The sequence below is a fragment of the Acidimicrobiales bacterium genome (assembly GCA_030747595.1).
Classification (GTDB): Bacteria; Actinomycetota; Acidimicrobiia; order Acidimicrobiales; family MedAcidi-G1; genus UBA9410.
On record JASLKK010000002.1, the window covers coordinates 185,028 to 200,780 of the forward strand.

15 protein-coding genes are annotated in these 15,753 nt (G+C 63.4%); 14 read left to right on the plus strand and 1 reads right to left on the minus strand.

Annotated elements, in window-relative coordinates:
- The 4 genes from QF777_02240 to QF777_02255 all read left to right on the plus strand — a co-directional run.
- A partial coding sequence (locus QF777_02240; protein ID MDP6910371.1) for an ABC transporter substrate-binding protein occupies positions 1-543 on the plus strand: 543 nt, incomplete at its 5' end.
- A 6-nt stretch (positions 544-549) separates the two neighbouring features.
- Positions 550-1,251 (plus strand): ABC transporter ATP-binding protein, encoded by a 702-nt coding sequence (locus QF777_02245; protein ID MDP6910372.1) that lies wholly within the window; start codon positions 550-552, stop codon positions 1,249-1,251.
- A gap of 3 nt (positions 1,252-1,254) precedes the next feature.
- Entirely contained in the window at positions 1,255-2,142 is an 888-nt protein-coding gene (locus tag QF777_02250; GenBank protein MDP6910373.1) for a branched-chain amino acid ABC transporter permease, read from the plus strand.
- The gene (locus QF777_02255; GenBank protein ID MDP6910374.1) at positions 2,142-4,019 is read left to right on the plus strand and encodes an ATP-binding cassette domain-containing protein; all 1,878 of its coding nucleotides are present in this window, start codon (positions 2,142-2,144) and stop codon (positions 4,017-4,019) included. The genes QF777_02250 and QF777_02255 overlap by 1 nt, the downstream gene beginning before the upstream one ends.
- 49 nt (positions 4,020-4,068) lie before the next feature.
- Here QF777_02255 and QF777_02260 read toward each other — a convergent pair whose 3' ends face one another.
- The gene (locus tag QF777_02260; protein MDP6910375.1) at positions 4,069-4,782 is read right to left on the minus strand and encodes a gamma-glutamyl-gamma-aminobutyrate hydrolase family protein; all 714 of its coding nucleotides are present in this window, start codon (positions 4,780-4,782) and stop codon (positions 4,069-4,071) included.
- 188 nt (positions 4,783-4,970) lie between these two features.
- Between QF777_02260 and QF777_02265 the strand changes: the two genes are divergently transcribed.
- Genes QF777_02265 through QF777_02310 form a run of 10 tightly spaced genes read left to right on the plus strand, consistent with a single transcriptional unit; the run spans position 4,971 to position 15,620 of the window.
- Positions 4,971-5,612: a GntR family transcriptional regulator gene (locus QF777_02265; protein ID MDP6910376.1), complete on the plus strand. Its 642-nt coding sequence runs from the start codon at positions 4,971-4,973 to the stop codon at positions 5,610-5,612.
- Complete coding sequence (locus QF777_02270; GenBank protein ID MDP6910377.1) at positions 5,609-6,790, plus strand: acyl-CoA dehydrogenase family protein; 1,182 nt, start codon at positions 5,609-5,611, stop codon at positions 6,788-6,790. The genes QF777_02265 and QF777_02270 overlap by 4 nt, the downstream gene beginning before the upstream one ends.
- Positions 6,790-7,773 carry an alcohol dehydrogenase catalytic domain-containing protein gene (locus QF777_02275; protein ID MDP6910378.1) on the plus strand — a complete coding sequence of 328 codons (984 nt, stop codon included), beginning with the start codon at positions 6,790-6,792 and terminating at the stop codon, positions 7,771-7,773. Before QF777_02270 ends, QF777_02275 begins: the two co-directional genes overlap by 1 nt.
- Positions 7,774-7,810: 37 nt before the next feature.
- Complete coding sequence (locus QF777_02280; protein MDP6910379.1) at positions 7,811-9,166, plus strand: glutamine synthetase family protein; 1,356 nt, start codon at positions 7,811-7,813, stop codon at positions 9,164-9,166.
- 25 nt (positions 9,167-9,191) lie between these two features.
- Positions 9,192-10,457 (plus strand): cytochrome P450, encoded by a 1,266-nt coding sequence (locus QF777_02285; protein ID MDP6910380.1) that lies wholly within the window; start codon positions 9,192-9,194, stop codon positions 10,455-10,457.
- Between the two features lie 29 nt (positions 10,458-10,486).
- Positions 10,487-10,687: a ferredoxin gene (locus QF777_02290; GenBank protein MDP6910381.1), complete on the plus strand. Its 201-nt coding sequence runs from the start codon at positions 10,487-10,489 to the stop codon at positions 10,685-10,687.
- Positions 10,688-10,706: 19 nt separating this feature from the next.
- Positions 10,707-11,975: a hypothetical protein gene (locus tag QF777_02295; GenBank protein ID MDP6910382.1), complete on the plus strand. Its 1,269-nt coding sequence runs from the start codon at positions 10,707-10,709 to the stop codon at positions 11,973-11,975.
- A complete protein-coding gene (locus tag QF777_02300) occupies positions 11,972-13,222 on the plus strand; it encodes a cytochrome P450 (GenBank protein MDP6910383.1) in 1,251 nt (416 codons plus the stop codon). Before QF777_02295 ends, QF777_02300 begins: the two co-directional genes overlap by 4 nt.
- Positions 13,219-14,424: a CoA transferase gene (locus QF777_02305; protein ID MDP6910384.1), complete on the plus strand. Its 1,206-nt coding sequence runs from the start codon at positions 13,219-13,221 to the stop codon at positions 14,422-14,424. Before QF777_02300 ends, QF777_02305 begins: the two co-directional genes overlap by 4 nt.
- Positions 14,421-15,620 carry an acyl-CoA dehydrogenase family protein gene (locus QF777_02310; protein ID MDP6910385.1) on the plus strand — a complete coding sequence of 400 codons (1,200 nt, stop codon included), beginning with the start codon at positions 14,421-14,423 and terminating at the stop codon, positions 15,618-15,620. Before QF777_02305 ends, QF777_02310 begins: the two co-directional genes overlap by 4 nt.
- Positions 15,621-15,753 lie beyond the last annotated feature (133 nt).

The window sequence follows — 15,753 nt, forward strand, 5'->3', positions numbered from 1 at the left end:
TACGTATGGGCAGCCGATACCGACTTCTCGGCGCAGGTGAACGAGATCGCTGGCATCTCCGAGAACAACGAGATCGTCTTCTCGGCCGCTCTCGGCTTCCAGTTGACCGCTCTGCGCGGGCAGCTCGAAGGTCAGGGCCTCGACGGCCTGACCTACGCGGGAACCGATGCCCTGGATGCCACCGGTATCCAGTTCGAGGCGAACAACGAGGGCATTGTTCACACGCCGCACGTCAGCATCAGCGCTGGTGATCGGGTGGACACGCTGCTGGCTGACTACGAAGCCGCCAAGGGCGAGGCGTTGGAGAGTCGCGGGTTCATGCCGCTCTATGTGGACTCGATGTTCCTGGGAATCCAGGGGATCTTGGACTGCGGGTGTGCTGACCCGGCGGGCATCGGTGAAGCCGTGAAGCAGATCTCGGGCTTTGAGGGCCTGTCAGGTGAGATCAGCTATGCCGGCACTAACGGCATTCCACCCAAGGCAGTTCCGATCAACCGGATCGTCAACGGCGAAGACGTGCTCGTCGCCACCATCGGAGACTGAATCGGCGTGCTCGAGGTGTCGGGTCTCACGACCGCCTATGGCGAGATCTCGGCACTTCGGGATGCAAACCTAAGCGTCGGGTCCGGTGAGGTCGTTGGCCTCATCGGACCCAACGGCGCGGGCAAATCGACGCTGTTGAACACCATCGCCGGCCTGTTGGTGCCCCGGGCCGGGAGGGTGGACTTCGACGGGCGGGACGTCACCGGCCGCTCACCGGAAGAGTTGTTGCGAGCGGGCCTGGCGCTGGTGCCCGAGCGTCGACGCATCTTCGTGGACCTGACCGTGGAGGAGAACTTGCGGATCGGTGGCGTCACCATCCCGGCGACGGATCGGGGCGACCTACTCAACGAGATGGCTGAACTATTTCCCGTTCTTCGCGACAAGTGGACGACATCGGCTGGCTACCTGTCTGGCGGCGAGGCCCAGCAGTTGGCCATTGGCAGGGCGCTGATGTCGAGGCCACGACTGCTGATGATGGACGAGCCGTCGCTGGGCCTCGCTCCGATTCTTGTAGATACCGTCTTCCAACTTGTCGAGGCGCTCCGCGACCAAGGTCGGACGCTGCTGGTAGTCGAGCAGAACGCGACGAGAATGCTCGAGGTGGCCGACCGGGCATACGTGTTACGCAGCGGCCAGGTGGTTGCCGAGGGGACTGGGGCCGAGTTGCGATCCGATGAGCGACTCTTCGACATGTTCGTGGGTAACTGAGCGGTGGTTGAACTCCTTCAGAACCTGATCGACGGCCTAGGTAGAGGCAGTATCTACGCTCTGCTGGCTCTTGGGGTCGCCGTGATCTTCGGCGTCATGCACCTCCTGAACTTTGCGCACGGTGAACTAATCACCGTTTCGGGGTATGCAGCGTTTTGGGCGATCGAAGCTGGCTGGTCGTGGATCCTGACTGTTCCGTTGGTGATAGTCGTCTCGGTACTCACGTCATTGGTCATCGAACGGGTGGCCTTCAGTCGGGTTCGTGGTGCCGACCAGTTCACGCTCCTACTCACTTCGTTTGGCGTGCACTTTGTCGTGTTCGCCATTTTCTTGCTCTACGTATCCGCTTCAGTCAAGACGTTTGCACGACCCGGTTGGGTTACCGACACCTACGCCCTCGGTTCCTTAAGGGTCGAGGTATACGACACGGTGGTTATCGCCATCACTCTGGCCACGTTGGCCGGCACCACGTTCGTGCTGCAGCGGACCACCTTCGGGCTTTCTCTGCGAGCTGCCGCTGCCGACTTCGACACTGCCCGGCTGATGGGGGTCCGGTCGGACTCGGTCATTCGTGGCGCCTTCGCTCTATCGGGACTCCTGGCGGGTATCGCCAGTGTTTTCTGGCTGATGCGAGCCGGTAGCACCGTGCCCAGCGCGGGTATCGACCCGATGCTGAAAGGCGTGCTAGCGGCACTGATCGGGGGGCTAGGAAGTCTCCGGGGTGCCGTCGTCGGGGGCTTTGCCCTGGGTATGGCCGAAGTGCTCCTGCGGTCGCGTCTGCCCGACTCGATAGCCAGTCTTACCGAGGGCGTGGTCTTCCTACTCATCGCTCTTCTATTCATCTTCCGACCCCAGGGCCTGGTCTCGGTCGACCACGCTGAACGAGTCTGATGTTTCCCGACCTGCGCCGTGACGTACTGCTACCGGTTGCCGCCGGGCTGATCCTTTTTGGCCTCTTTGTGGGTGCCGGCCTTCTGTACCAAGGCCAGTTGGGGGGTCAAGAGCGACTGGTCACCTTGGCTCTTATCGATGCTGTCCTCGTCCTAGGGCTGCAGATCTACGTCGGGAACACGGGGATCCTGTCCTTTGGTCATATCGGCTTTGGGGCCATCGCTGGATATGCCTTTGCGCTGATGGCGATTTCGCCAGTCGAGAAAGCCAAGCGGGTCGCTGACGCTCCGTTCGGCTTAGCGGATGTGCACCTAGGACCCTGGACGAGCATGGGTCTGGCCCTCGTGGTAGTCCTGATCGTGGCGCTAGTTGTCGGCCTTGGCCTAGCCCGCTCTGGCGCCGAGTCCGGCGCCGTGTCGGCCACTGTCATTACTCTGGCTCTGCTCTTCGTGACCCACGAGGTTGCCCGGAACTGGCCTGACCTGACCGGGGGCGATCGGGCTGGCCTTTCGTTCCGTATCGGTGGGGGACTTGATTCCCGAGCGCCTCTGTACCTGGCGCTCCTCGCTGCCATTCTTTCCGCTCTTCTCTATGCCCGGAGTCGGGGCGGTCGTCTAGCCGTGGCTGCCCGAGAGGATGACCTCGCGGCCCGCGCCATGGGAGTGAACCCGCTCGTTCAGCAGATGGTGGCCCTCCTGTTGTCCGTAGCGGTAGTCGGAATGGGGGCCGGGCTCCGGGTTTACGAGAGGGGTTCGATCCTGCCCCGCGACTTCTTCTTCAATCTCACTCTGGTAACCCTGGTCATGCTCATCGTCGGGGGGCGCCGAAGCGTGAGCGGCGCCCTGCTGGGGGTGGCGGTCATCACCGCAGGTCGGGAGTTAGCGCGGCGTTTAGGTCAGGACGGCTTCGAGTTCTTCGGCATTGGTCTGGACAGCGCGCCGTTGGACTGGATCTTCCGAGAGAATCTGAAGACGGTATTCCTCGGCGTAGCCATGCTTGGTTTCATGATCTGGCGACCGTCGGGCCTGTTGGACGATTGGGATCTCGACCGCTGGTTGCACGCACGTCTGGATAGGTGGCGGAGTCGACGCGAGGACCCTCAAGATGGGACTCGACCGGAACTCCCATCGGAGGTAGAGCCCGACGATACGGACGTTCTCGTCGTCAAGGGGGTCGGCGTTTCTTTCGGAGGCTTCCAGGCGCTCGACGAGGTGGGCCTTGAAGTGGGCCGAACCGAGGTCGTCGGAGTCATCGGACCCAACGGTGCTGGCAAGACCACCTTGCTGAATGTGGTCACCGGACTGGTTGGATCGGACACGGGCCGCGTTGAGTTGGGTGAAGTCGATCTCACCGGCATGCCATCCCACCAGATCGCTCGGAGGGGTCTGGTGAGGACCTTCCAGAATTTGCGCCTATTTGGCGCCCTGACCGTTCGGGAAAATATCGAAGTGTCTGCCCTTGTGGCTTCGTCCACTCGGCAACATCGCCTACCTCCGGACATCGATGGCCTGCTGCTGGTCGCTGGCTTGTGGGACGTCCGTGATCGCCGAGCCCGAGAGTTGGACTACGGCACATCACGGCGCTTGGAGTTGGCGCGAGCCGTCGCCATGGCTCCGTCCTTTCTCCTGTTGGATGAGCCAACGTCGGGCATGAGTGACGCCGAATCGCTAGTTATGGTCGATCAGGTTCGGCGGATGGCTGGGGTGGTGGGTGCCGGTGTGGTGGTCATCGACCACGATCTCAATTTCATCACCGGGATCTGCGACCGCATCACCTGCTTGGATCGTGGCCAGGTCATAGCTGTCGGATCGGCAGCCGAAGTGCAGGCAGACCCGGTTGTCCAGGCCGCCTATCTTGGAAGTTCCGCAGAGACCTGAGGTCCCGCTAGGGCGACGTCCACAATTCCAGACGTGGAAGGGTCCCTCGTTAGCGCAGGTGGGAGGCTTCCGAAACCAGCCAGGCGAAGAGAGGGTCGCCCGCCCGGGTTGGGAGCATCTCGGGGTGCCACTGAACGGCAACTACGGGCAGATTCTCATGCTCGAGGCCTTCGACAGAGTCATCGCCGGAGCGTGCTGTGACTCGCAAGTCTCTTCCCACCTCGTCCACGGTCTGATGATGCAGTGAATTGACCGGGAGGTAAGGGCCGTAGATGCCACCGAGGACGGTGTCGTCGTCGAACGTCACGTCGTGCCACTCGGTCGTGACTGGCGAATCGAATCCGGCGTGACTGGGAACATCCTGATGAAGGGTGCCACCGGCGTGGATGTTGACGATCTGAAGGCCCCTGCAGATGCCGGCCACCGGTATGCGGTCGTTGTAGGCGGCGTCCAGCACAGCGCACTCGTGTTCGTCGCGCAGTGGTTCTGGAGGGAACGCGTCAGTCGATGACTCATGGCCATACCTTTGGGGGTTGACGTCGGCTCCACCGGTTAGCAGTACGCCATCGAGGCGAGGGACGAGTTCGGCCGGGTCGACGTCAAGGGGGATGTGGATCGGTAGCCCACCAGCCTCGAGGACACCCCGCCCGTAATCGGCGTAGTAGAGGTCGACGGAGAAATCAGCCAGTACGTCCAGGTTCCCCACCAACTGGTCGCCTTTCTTGCGCCTCCCCGTGATTCCGATCAACGGTCGTGGTGGCACGGACGCTCCTTCGCGTTGTTTGGCCAGTTAGAAATGAATAATGTATTCAAAGTATCCTGAGTGGCGATATTCCACCATCCGGGGGCGACGGGGAGGAGTACATGGAGCCGAAAGGTGATGGGCGTGAGCCACGGTATCCCCAGCGGACGCCGGCCTCCAGACGTCGGGGCGTCCTTGGAGAGGAGGTCGTGGACTACGTACGGGAGCTCATCCTGACCGGCACCATTCGGTCCGGGGAGAAAATCGACCAGCAGGCGGTCAGTGAGGCCCTAGGGGTTAGCCGAAGCCCCATTCGCGAAGCGCTGGTAGTTCTCGGCCGTGAAGGCCTCGTCGAGTTGACGCCCCGCCGCGGGGCCTCAGTGGCTGACCTATCGCCGGAGGACATCATCGACCACTACGCCCTGTTCGGCGTGGTGTCCGGGAGGGCAGCCGCCCTGGCAGCGGAGACCATCGACGAGGAGGGGCTCTCGGAACTCCGCAAGGTTCACACCCGCTTCCTCGACGCTGGATCCGAACTCGGACCAGACGACCTTCAGCAGCTGAACCATGACTTTCATCGGATCATCAACCTGACGGCACCGGGTCGGACCCGCTGGTTGCTGCGCCATCTTGAGCACTCGGTGCCCTCCAGCTACTACGAGTTCGCGGACGGCTGGAATCACACGGCGGTTCAACACCATGCGGCGATCTTGGAGGCCATCGCCAGTGGCGACGCCGATGGCGCCCGGCGGGCCATGGAGAGCCACCTGCAGGCCAGTGGCGAGGCCGCTGCTGCCCAGTTGGCGGCCCGTGGTTTCTTTGGCGACGACATCAGGGAGACGATGCCGTGATAGCCGGTGCCCAACCGGTCGGCCGCGACGACCTGGACCTCATACGCATCGAAGTTCAACGCTTGGCCGATCGATACGGGTGTGACTATTGGCGCGGCCTTGAACCCGACCGGTACCCGGAGGAGTTTGTCGCTGACCTGACCGCTCACGGCTGGTTGGGGGCCCTCATCCCCGAGGAATACGGCGGTGGCGGCCTTGACCTCACCGGCGCCTCGGTGGTCCTCGAGGAAGTTTCGGCCAGCGGCGGCAACCCAGCTGCCTGCCATGCCCAGATGTACGTCATGGGCACCCTGCTGCGCCACGGATCCGAGGAACAGAAGCGGCGATATCTACCCCGGATCGCCTCGGGCGAACTACGGCTCCAGGCCTTCGGCGTCACTGAGCCGGCAGCAGGGTCCGACACTGGCAGTATTCGGACCCGTGCCGTACGTGACGGTGACACGTGGCAGGTGAACGGACAGAAGATCTGGACCAGTCGGGCGCTCCATTCTGACCTGATGCTGTTGCTGGCTCGGACTACACCGTCCAGCGAGTGTGAACGCCACACTGATGGGCTGTCGGTGTTCCTCGTAGAGATGCGTGACGCCGCCGGCGACCTCGTCCCGGGACTCACCATCAATCCGATTCCCACGATGATGAACCACAGCACCACGGAGGTGTTCTTCGACGAAGTGGTGCTCCCCGCTGATGCCCTCGTCGGGACCGAGGGGATGGGGTTCCGCCACGTGCTTGATGGTATGAACGCTGAGCGAATCTTGATCGCAGCGGAGTGCATTGGTGACGGCAGGTTCTTCCTTGAACGGGCCTCCGCCTACGCCTCGGAACGGGTGGTATTCGGTCGTCCCATCGGCGCCAATCAGGGCGTGCAGTTCCCTCTTGCCCGGGCATACGCCGACCTGCAGGCCGCCGACCTCATGCGCTATCGAGCAGCCGAGTTGTTCGACGCCGGTCAGCCCTGCGCGGCCGAGGCAAACATGGCCAAACTGCTGGCTTCAGAAGCATCGTGGTCAGCAGGCAATGCGGCCTTGGACACTCACGGTGGGTTCGGCTTCGCTGTCGAATACGACATCGAACGCAAGCTGCGGGAAACTCGGCTCTACAAGGTCGCCCCCATCAGCAACAACTTGGTCCTCACCTTTCTTGGCGAGAAGGTTCTGGGTATGCCGAGGAGCTACTGATGCGTGCCGTGGTTTGCGATGGGGTGGGTGCCGACTTGCGCCTGGTCGAGAACCACCCGGAGCCCGTGGCAGCTCCGGGCGGTACCACGTTCTCCGTCACTGCCTGCGGCGTCTGTCATAGCGATCTGCACGTGGTCGATGGAGATTTCCCCAGCCCGCTGCCCATGGTTCTGGGACATGAGGTCACCGGCGTCCACGAACGCCTTGGCTCGGTCATGCTCTATGCCCCATGGGGTTGCCGGTCGTGCCCGCAGTGTTCCGATGGGCTTGAGCAGATCTGTGCGGACGCCACTGAGGCTGGCTTGTTCACAGACGGCGGGTACGCCGAGCGGATGCGGGTGCCTGACGAGAGCTATCTGTCTCCGTTGGAAGGCCTCGATCCTTACGCCGCAGCGCCCCTGGCCTGCGGAGGCTTGACCGCCTACCGGGCCGTCGATCATGGACTATCGACGCTGCGCGACAGGGGTCAGGGCCGTGGCGAGCCGCCACGGGCCATGGTCATCGGCGCTGGTGGTCTTGGCCAGTACGCCATCCGCTTCCTGCGCTTACTCACCGATGCCGAGGTGGTGGCCGTCGACTTGGACCCGGCCAAGCAGGCGACGGCGCTGCAGGTGGGAGCCCACTCATCGTGCGGTCCCCTCGACGACCCGGGGACCGCCGACGTGGTTCTCGACTTCCTCGGCGCGGATTCGACAATGGTCTTGGCTGGCGCCTCGGTCCGTCGGCAGGGCCTCGTAGCTGTCGTTGGCTTGTTCGGTGGGCGTATCCCGTTCGGCCTCGGTGCGGTGCCCCATGAAGCCCGGTTCCTCTCCAGCTTTTGGGGCTCGCGGGCCCAGATGGATGAACTCCTGGTCCTCGCCCGACGTGAGCCTTCGGTCGTGCAGGACGTAGAGGTCCTCGGCCTGTCCCAGGCCCAGGAGGCTCATAACCGCCTCCGGACCGGCGATGTGCGGGGCCGCCTCGTCCTCGATCCGATCCGATGACCAGACTCTTGACCACTGAGATACCGAGGGAAGACCGATGATCGAGATGACCAATGATGCCTTTCGAACCAGATGCGAAGAGGCCGACATTCACACTGTAGAAGTGGCCATCGGCGACACCTATGGCCACTTACGGGGCAAGCGCGTGCCCGTGGACCGCTATTTCGCCGAGGTGGAGGAGAGTGGCGCCTCGATCGCCGATGCTGTGTTCATCCTCAACGTGTGCGACGAGTTGATCGACCACGAGATAGTCAATATGGACAACGGCTTTCTCGACACCCGGATCGTCCCTGACCCGGCGTCGGCCCGCCTCTTGACCCACCGTCCCGGTTATGCCTTGGTGTTTTGCGACAGTTTCGACGAACACGGCGAACCACACGTGCTTGCGCCCCGGGCTGTGCTCGCTGCCCAGATCGAGCGGTGTCGTGCCCTCGGTTTGGATCCGGTGGTCGCCACCGAGCCTGAGTTCTACATGTGCACGATTGCCGACGACGGCACGTGGGTGCCGGTGCGGCCCCACATCAAGTACAGCTCGCTGACCGATGCCCCTGACTTGGAGCAGGTGCTGGCCGCCATGCGTTCCGGCCTAGCTGGTGCCGGTCTGGCTGTTGAATCGTCCAACCAGGAGTATGGACCCAGCCAGATTGAGGTCAACCATGGTCCAGCCGACGCGATGCGGGCCGCCGAGGACTGCATTCTCTACCGTTCCATCGTCAAGCAGGTGGCTGAGCAGCACGGGATGCGGGCCACGTTCATGCCCAAGCCGTTCACTGAGGAATCGGGCTCCGGGCTCCACGTCCATACCAGCCTCCGGTCCGACGACGGGGGCAATGCCTTTGCTGATAGTGCTGGTGCACCCAACGATCTCATGGGCCGGTGGGTGGCCGGCATCCTCGAGCATGCCCCAGCACTCACGTTGCTGGGAGGGCCGACTGCCAACGGACCTCGACGAATTCGGCCGTATACGTTTGCTCCCACCCACGTGCATTGGGGGCTGGACAATCGGACCGTTCTGGCACGTTGCATCGTGGAGGCCGGATCAGCCGCGAACCGGGTCGAGTTCCGCTCGGCGGGAGCCGATGCCAACCCGTACCTGCTGATCGCCGGGATCCTGGCCGCTGGCTGCGATGGCATTGAACGCTCGCTGGAGTTGCCGCCCATGTCCGAGGGCGACATGTACACGGAACCGGGCGACTGTGCACCGCTAGCCACTGATCTCACAGGCTCTATAGAGGCCTTCGAGGGCAGCGGCTTGGCGTCGATGCTGGGCGAAGAGTTCTCGCGCAGCTTCGTGAGCTTGGCTCGCGAGGAGGAACGCTTGGTCGCCGAGAACAACCCCGATCCCGACGAAGTCAATGACTGGGAACGTGCCCGGTACCTCGAGTTCAGCTGAGCGGGCAGAGCGGAGGATTACGACGATGGTGGAAGCGATGGTGGATCGACCGGCTAGCCCGGCTGACATCGCCAACCCGGCGGTCTACTTGGATGGCATTCCGCACGCCGGATTTACGGCAATCCGGGAGACTGAGGGCCTGGTGTGGCACTCCTATGGTGCTACCGATGCCAGTGGCTTCTGGGCTGTCACGCGTCATGCCGAGGTGCGTGAGGTGTCAAAAAACCCAGAGGTCTTTTCCTCGGCGATCGGCCATACCAACCTCTGGGACCTGGAGGCTGATGCGCTTGAGGCCCGTCGGTCGCTGATTGATTCCGATGCTCCCGATCACACCCGTCTGCGACGAGTCGTGTCTCGGGTGTTCACTCCGAAGGCCACCCGGTCGTGGGAGGACACGACCCGCCGTATTGCCACCGAATTGGTCGACGGGTTTGTCGAACGAGGTGGTGGTGATTGGGTGGATCTGGTGGCAGCACCGCTCCCTATTCGGGTGATTCTGGCCATCCTTGGGGTACCTGAAGAGGACGCTGACTACCTAGTGGAGCTCACCGATCACTTGGTGGAGGGGACGGGCGATCGCCCGTCCCTACCGGATGATGCCTATGGCAATGTCACGCCGGTTCGCCTTCTTCCGTTCAACAGCCCAGCCAGCCATGCTCTCTTCGAGTACGGAGAGAAGATGCGTGGACTGCGCCTTGCTGAGCCAGCCGACGACCTGGTAACCGGACTGGTGCAGGCCGAGGCTGACGGTGAGCGCCTTACGCCGGCCGAGTACAGGAACTTCTTCCAACTTCTGGTTTTCGCCGGTAATGAGACCACCCGGACGGCCATCGTCCACGGGGGCATGGCCTTCGCCGACCACCCTGAACAGTGGGAGGCAATGGTCTCCGACCCTGGCCTCGTGGTGACGACGGCGGTCGACGAGGTGATTCGGTGGTCCACACCGGTCCTGCACATGCGCCGGACGGCTAGCCGGGACACAGAGTTGGCGGGAACCCCGATCGCCGCGGGCGACAAGGTTGTCATGTGGTACGCGGCGGCCAACCGGGATCCGGATGCATTCTGCGACCCCTTCCAATTCGACGTAGCCCGAACTGACAACCCACATTTCGCCTTCGGTGGAGGTGGCCCCCATTTCTGCCTTGGCGCCTTTCTCGCTCGGATGGAGATTCAGGTGCTCTTGGAGGAGATGGTGAAGAGGGGGGTGTCGCTCGAGCGTCGGGGTGAGCCGGAGCGAATCGCCTCAAACTTCGTCCACGGCGTGGCCTCGGTCGACCTGGCGGTGGCGTAATGCAGGTTCGGACCGAGGGTGATGACCAGGTGAGCCTGATCGTCGACGAGGACCGGTGCATCGGAATCGGCCAGTGTGAACTTTTGGAGCCCGAGGTGTTCCAGCTGGGCGACGAGGACGCGATCTCTCGAGTAGTGGATAGTGCCGGTCTGCCTCGGGTCCGGGCACTTGAGGTGGCGGACAGGTGCCCGAGCTCGGCGATCTCGATCGCTGAGCCGCATGGCGCATGAAGCTTCACAGGATGCAGGCGTGACCGTGGTAGTCGGGACGGGAGGCGTGCTTGACCGGTTCGGCCAGAAGGTGACCGTCGAAGATCCAGCGACCGTGCTCGAGTGGGACTTGGCGATCAGCGAGGTCCTTGATCATCGGGGTGATCCCGACGTGCGTTTGACGGAACTCACGGCCCGGGATGAGGCGTTCGTGATGGGCCTGATCGTGACTCTCGCCGGTGCGGTTCTGGGAGGAGATGATCCTCGGTCACCCACTGTTCGGGATGCTCTCAGGGAACTACACGGTCGTTGTGTGGGGGCGACGGTCCGCGAACGCGACCATGCCGCAGCCGTGGCAGACCTGGTGAAGGGGGAGTTCTCCCGTTCGGCCGCCCGTTGGGAGGCTGTTGCCGAGGCACATCCACACGACGTTGTCGCCACCCGGCTCGCCCACTTCGTCCACCTCCATGTCGGCGATGATGAGGGACGTCTCCGGGCGTCGACCGCTGTTCTTGATCGTCTTACCCCTGCTGATCCCGGTTACGGGGTGGCCGCCGGCCAACACGCCTTCGCCCTTGAGGAGGTCGGCCGCCTCGAGGAGGCCGAGTGGTTTGGCCATTGCGCGCTAGAGGTCGACCCGGTCGATGTTTGGGCACTTCATGCGCTCGCTCACGTGTACGAGACCCGCAACCTTCAGGAGGAGGCTGTGGCTTTCTTGCGGGAGACCAGGCCCGGCTGGATCGAGCGGGACCACTTGGCGCTCCACCTGGAATGGCACCTAGCCCTCCGTCTGCTGGCCGGTGGCGCATTCGACGAGTGCCTTGCCCTCGTTGATGGCCGGCTGGCCACCACAGACCGGGCCTTCGGCCTGACTGACCTCACGTCGCTGCTCTGGCGTCTCGAGTTGGCGGGGTGCGAGGTGGGCGACCGGTGGCCAGAACTAACCTCGAAGTGGCGGAGGCACAATCAGTTGCACACCACCGGCTTTTTGGACCTCCATGCCGCTCTTGCCTTCGCGGCCTGTCCTGATGACCCGGGAGCCGAGGCGTTCTGGGTCGGCTTGGACAGCTGCCACCGTGACGAAACTTCGGAGAACGCCAGGACCTTCGACGAAGTGGTTAGGCCGCTGGCTGTGGCGATTCGTGACCATCGGAGCGGGCGTCATACCGAGGCATCCGATGTCTTTAGGAAGTTGGCTGGGTCCATCCACCGGGTGGGTGGGAGCCACGCCCAGCGCGACCTGTTCGTTCGAACGGCCGATGCCTCCCAGAATCTCGCAGAACCTTCGATAACGGAGAGTCCATCATGACCGCGGTGACCCTTCCGGATCTGGCCGATCCGGCAACCTACGACCGCGGCATCCCCCACGGGGCATTTGCCGACCTGCGAGCCACTTCCGGCCTCGTACGCAACCCGGACGGACCGTGGGGATCGGGCTTCTGGTCGGTGACCCGCCTCGACGACCTCGTCTCGGTGTCTCGCGATCCACAGACTTTTTCATCGGCGGTCGGCCACATTCAGATCTACGACGTGGACGAGGACGTCATCGACGCTCGGGCCTCGATGATTGACCTTGACCCTCCCATCCACACCCGGTTACGACGCCTCGTCAGTTCGGCATTCACTCCAAAACACGTCCAGAACTACGTCGGCGACGTGAGGCGCCGGATCGGTGCGCGTCTCGACGCCCTGGAGGCCGCCGGTGGTGGGGACTGGGTGGCTGAGGTCGCCGCACCGATTCCTATCGGGGTGATCTGTGCGCTTATGGGAGTGCCCGAGGCCGACCAAGACCTGATGATCGAGATGACGGACCACCTAGTGGAGGGGACGTCGTCAGCCGAGTTGGATCCAGGTGCGTACGGCAACACCAGGCCGTTGCGCGAGTTGCCATTCAATAGTCCAGCGGCGTTCGGTGTCGAGGAGTACGCCCGTCGCGCGCGGCGCGACCGTCTGGCCAACCCCACCGACGACCTACTCACCCAGCTGGCACATGCGGAGGTCGACGGTGAGCGACTGAGCGAGACCGAGTACGCCCGGTTCTTCCAATTGATGATCTTCGCCGGAAACGAGACAACCCGGTCTGCTATGGCCCATCTCGCCCTCCACCTGGCGGACCATGCCGGCCAGTTCGACCGCGTGCGGAGCGATGAGGGCCTTTTAGAGGGAGCGGCCGAGGAAGTGGTTCGCCACGCTTCACCGATTCTCTACTTCCGGCGTACAGCCACTGTTGACACCGTCCTCGCCGGCACCGAGGTCCGGGCTGGGGACAAAGTGGTCATGTGGTATGCCAGCGCCAACTTCGACGAGGCTCACTTTGACGACCCGCTGGACTTCGAGGTTGGTAGGCCCCGGGTACCCGGGCACGTGGCCTTCGGTGGTGGTGGGGCCCACTTCTGCCTCGGTGCGTCGCTTGCCCGGATCGAGTTGGTCGAGCTGGTAGCCGAGGTAATGCGGCGCGACCTGTCAATGCGGGTGGTCGGCGAGCCGGAGATGGTGTCATCCAACTTCGTGAACGGGATCCAGAGTCTTACCGTCGAGTTACTGGGCGCCCGGTGAGCGATCTGTCGGGCGGTGTTCCGATGCGACCGCTGGATGGGGTTCGCGTCGTCGATGCGGCGACCATCCTGGCCGGGCCGTTCGCGGCTTCAGTGCTCGGAGAGTTTGGTGCCGACGTCATCAAAGTCGAGCAACCCACCGTGGGTGACCCCATGCGGCGCCTTGGCACAGTGGGCCCCGATGGCGATACTTGGTGGTGGCTGAGCGATACCCGCAACAAGGAGAGCGTCGAGCTTGACTTGCGGAGTTCCGAGGGGGCCGAGTCTTTCCGGTCGATGGTGGATCGGGCCGACGTTCTGGTCGAGAACTTTCGGACCGGGACCATGGAGCGCTGGGGCCTTGGCTTTGAGTCGCTCCGTGAGAGGAACCCGCGTCTAATCCAGTTGTCGGTTAGTGGCTATGGCCGCACCGGCCCGTTGGCCACCACCGCCGGTGTCGCTCGGATCGCCGAGTCGTTCACAGGCATGTCCCACCTCACCGGCGAGGTGGACGGGCCGCCCGTCCTTTCTGGGTCTTCGGGACTGGCCGACTACCTAGCCGGCCTCTACGGGGCTCTCGGGGTCCTATTGGCTATTCGGTCCAGGGAGGCCACCGGGCGTGGCCAACTGGTCGATATCGCCCTTTACGACGGGATCGCCCGCATCCTTGATGAGTTGGTTCCGGTCTACGCGGCGACGGGACTTGGGCGTGAGCGAATGGGGCCTGAGACTCACCGGTCCGTGCCACACAGCAACTACCGGACAAACGACGGGCGGTGGCTGACGATTGCCTGCACCAACGATCGCATGTTCGATGGTCTGGCTGAGGTCATGGGTCGGATCGACTTGCTCGACGATGAGCGGTTCGCCACCAACACCGCTCGCATTGCCAACCGTGAACTGGTCAACATGGTGGTCGGCGACTGGGTGGCCGTTACCCCGGTGGACGACGTGGTGGCCGGTTGCGAGTCAGCGGCCGTGCCGGTGGGACTAGTCCAGGCGGTAGACGCGTACCTGGCCCACCCTCAGGTGGCAGCACGGGACTCGGTTGTCACGGTGGAGCATCCGACGGTCGGACCGGTGCGTGTCCCGGGTGTAGTGCCCCGCCTGCTGGAAACTCCGGGCGTCATCCGCAGGCTTGGTGCGGTTTTGGGCGAGCTGTCGGTATCCGAAGTGGTAGAGCGTTGGGCGGCCATTGACCGCCGAGAGGAGACTGGATCGTGAGTTGGCACCTGACCGCTGATCAAGAGGCCCTCCGGGCCCGTGCCCGGGAACTGGCCGTCGAGGTCGCCGCCCCCCGGGCAGCTGAAGTGGACCGGACCGAGGCTTACCCCTGGGATGTGGTTGAGGCCCTTCGCAAGGAGGGATTCATGGGCATGACAGTCCCGGTGGCCTACGGCGGTCTGGGCCTTTCGTTTCTTGATGCCGTGCTTGTGGTGGAGGAGATGGCTCGGGAATGCGGCGTGACGGGACGTATCGCGGTGGAGGCAAATATGGGGGCCATCTCGGCGGTCATGGCCTATGGAACCGAGGACCAGAAGCGTTTGGCTGCAGAACTGGTGTTAGCCGGGGACAAGCCGGCGATCTGCATAACCGAGCCTGAGGCCGGTAGCGCAGCCTCCGAGATGACCACCCGAGCTGATCGGCGAGGCAACCGCTACGTCCTCAATGGGAAGAAGCACTGGATTACCGGCGGAGGCGTGTCGCGCCTCCACCTCGTGTTTGCCCGGGTCTTCGACGAGGACGGGAACGAGGAAGGGATTGGCGGCTTTCTGGCCATTCGGGACGAGAACCCAGGTCTCGTCATTGGAAGCCGAGAACCGACTATGGGCCTGCGAGGTATCCCGGAGACGGAGATCTTGCTTCAGGACATGGAGGTGGACTCCGCCATGGTGCTCGTTCCCCCGTCTGGCTTTGGACGGGGATTTGCCGAACTCATGAATGCCTACAACAGTCAGCGTGTGGGCGCCGCCACAGTGGCTCTTGGCCTTGCCGCCGGTGCTCACGACCGCTCGGTGGCCTACTTGAAGAAGAGAGAACAGTTCGGCCGACCGATCGCTGAGTTCCAAGGCTTGCAATGGATGGTGGCCGACATGGCTATTCGGCTGGAGGCAGCGCGGAGCTTGATCTGGCGGGCAGCTACCTCTCGGGGCCCCGATACCAGTCCGTTCCCCGATCCAGCCATGGCGGCCCAAGCCAAGGTCTTCGCATCCGAAACTTGTATCGGAGTTGCCAATGACGCCCTGCAGTTGTTCGGGGCTGCCGGATACTCGCGCAACGGCCCGATGGAGCGGATTTGCCGAGATGTGCGGATGTTCACGATCGGTGGCGGAACGGCACAGATCCTGCGGACCGTCGTGGCTTCTCGGGTACTGGACATGAAACTTCCCCAAGGAAGAGGAGGTTTTCTCCCGCAGTAGATCCGGTCCGGAGTCGATGCCGAAATGGCAGGGAATCGGTCCAACCGGACTCATGGGGTGAGGTTGCTGTTGGGTTGCCGCTTCCAGCTTTGGCTGACGTCGTCAGGTCCTCGGTGGGGAGAGTTCTGCGGTG

Coding starts and splice junctions, on each gene's coding strand:
- QF777_02255 (MDP6910374.1), top strand. CDS start 2,142: ATGTTTCCCGACCTGCGCCGTGACGTACTGCTACCGGTTGCCGCCGGG.
- QF777_02275 (MDP6910378.1), top strand. CDS start 6,790: ATGCGTGCCGTGGTTTGCGATGGGGTGGGTGCCGACTTGCGCCTGGTC.
- QF777_02280 (MDP6910379.1), top strand. CDS start 7,811: ATGATCGAGATGACCAATGATGCCTTTCGAACCAGATGCGAAGAGGCC.
- QF777_02285 (MDP6910380.1), top strand. CDS start 9,192: ATGGTGGAAGCGATGGTGGATCGACCGGCTAGCCCGGCTGACATCGCC.
- QF777_02300 (MDP6910383.1), top strand. CDS start 11,972: ATGACCGCGGTGACCCTTCCGGATCTGGCCGATCCGGCAACCTACGAC.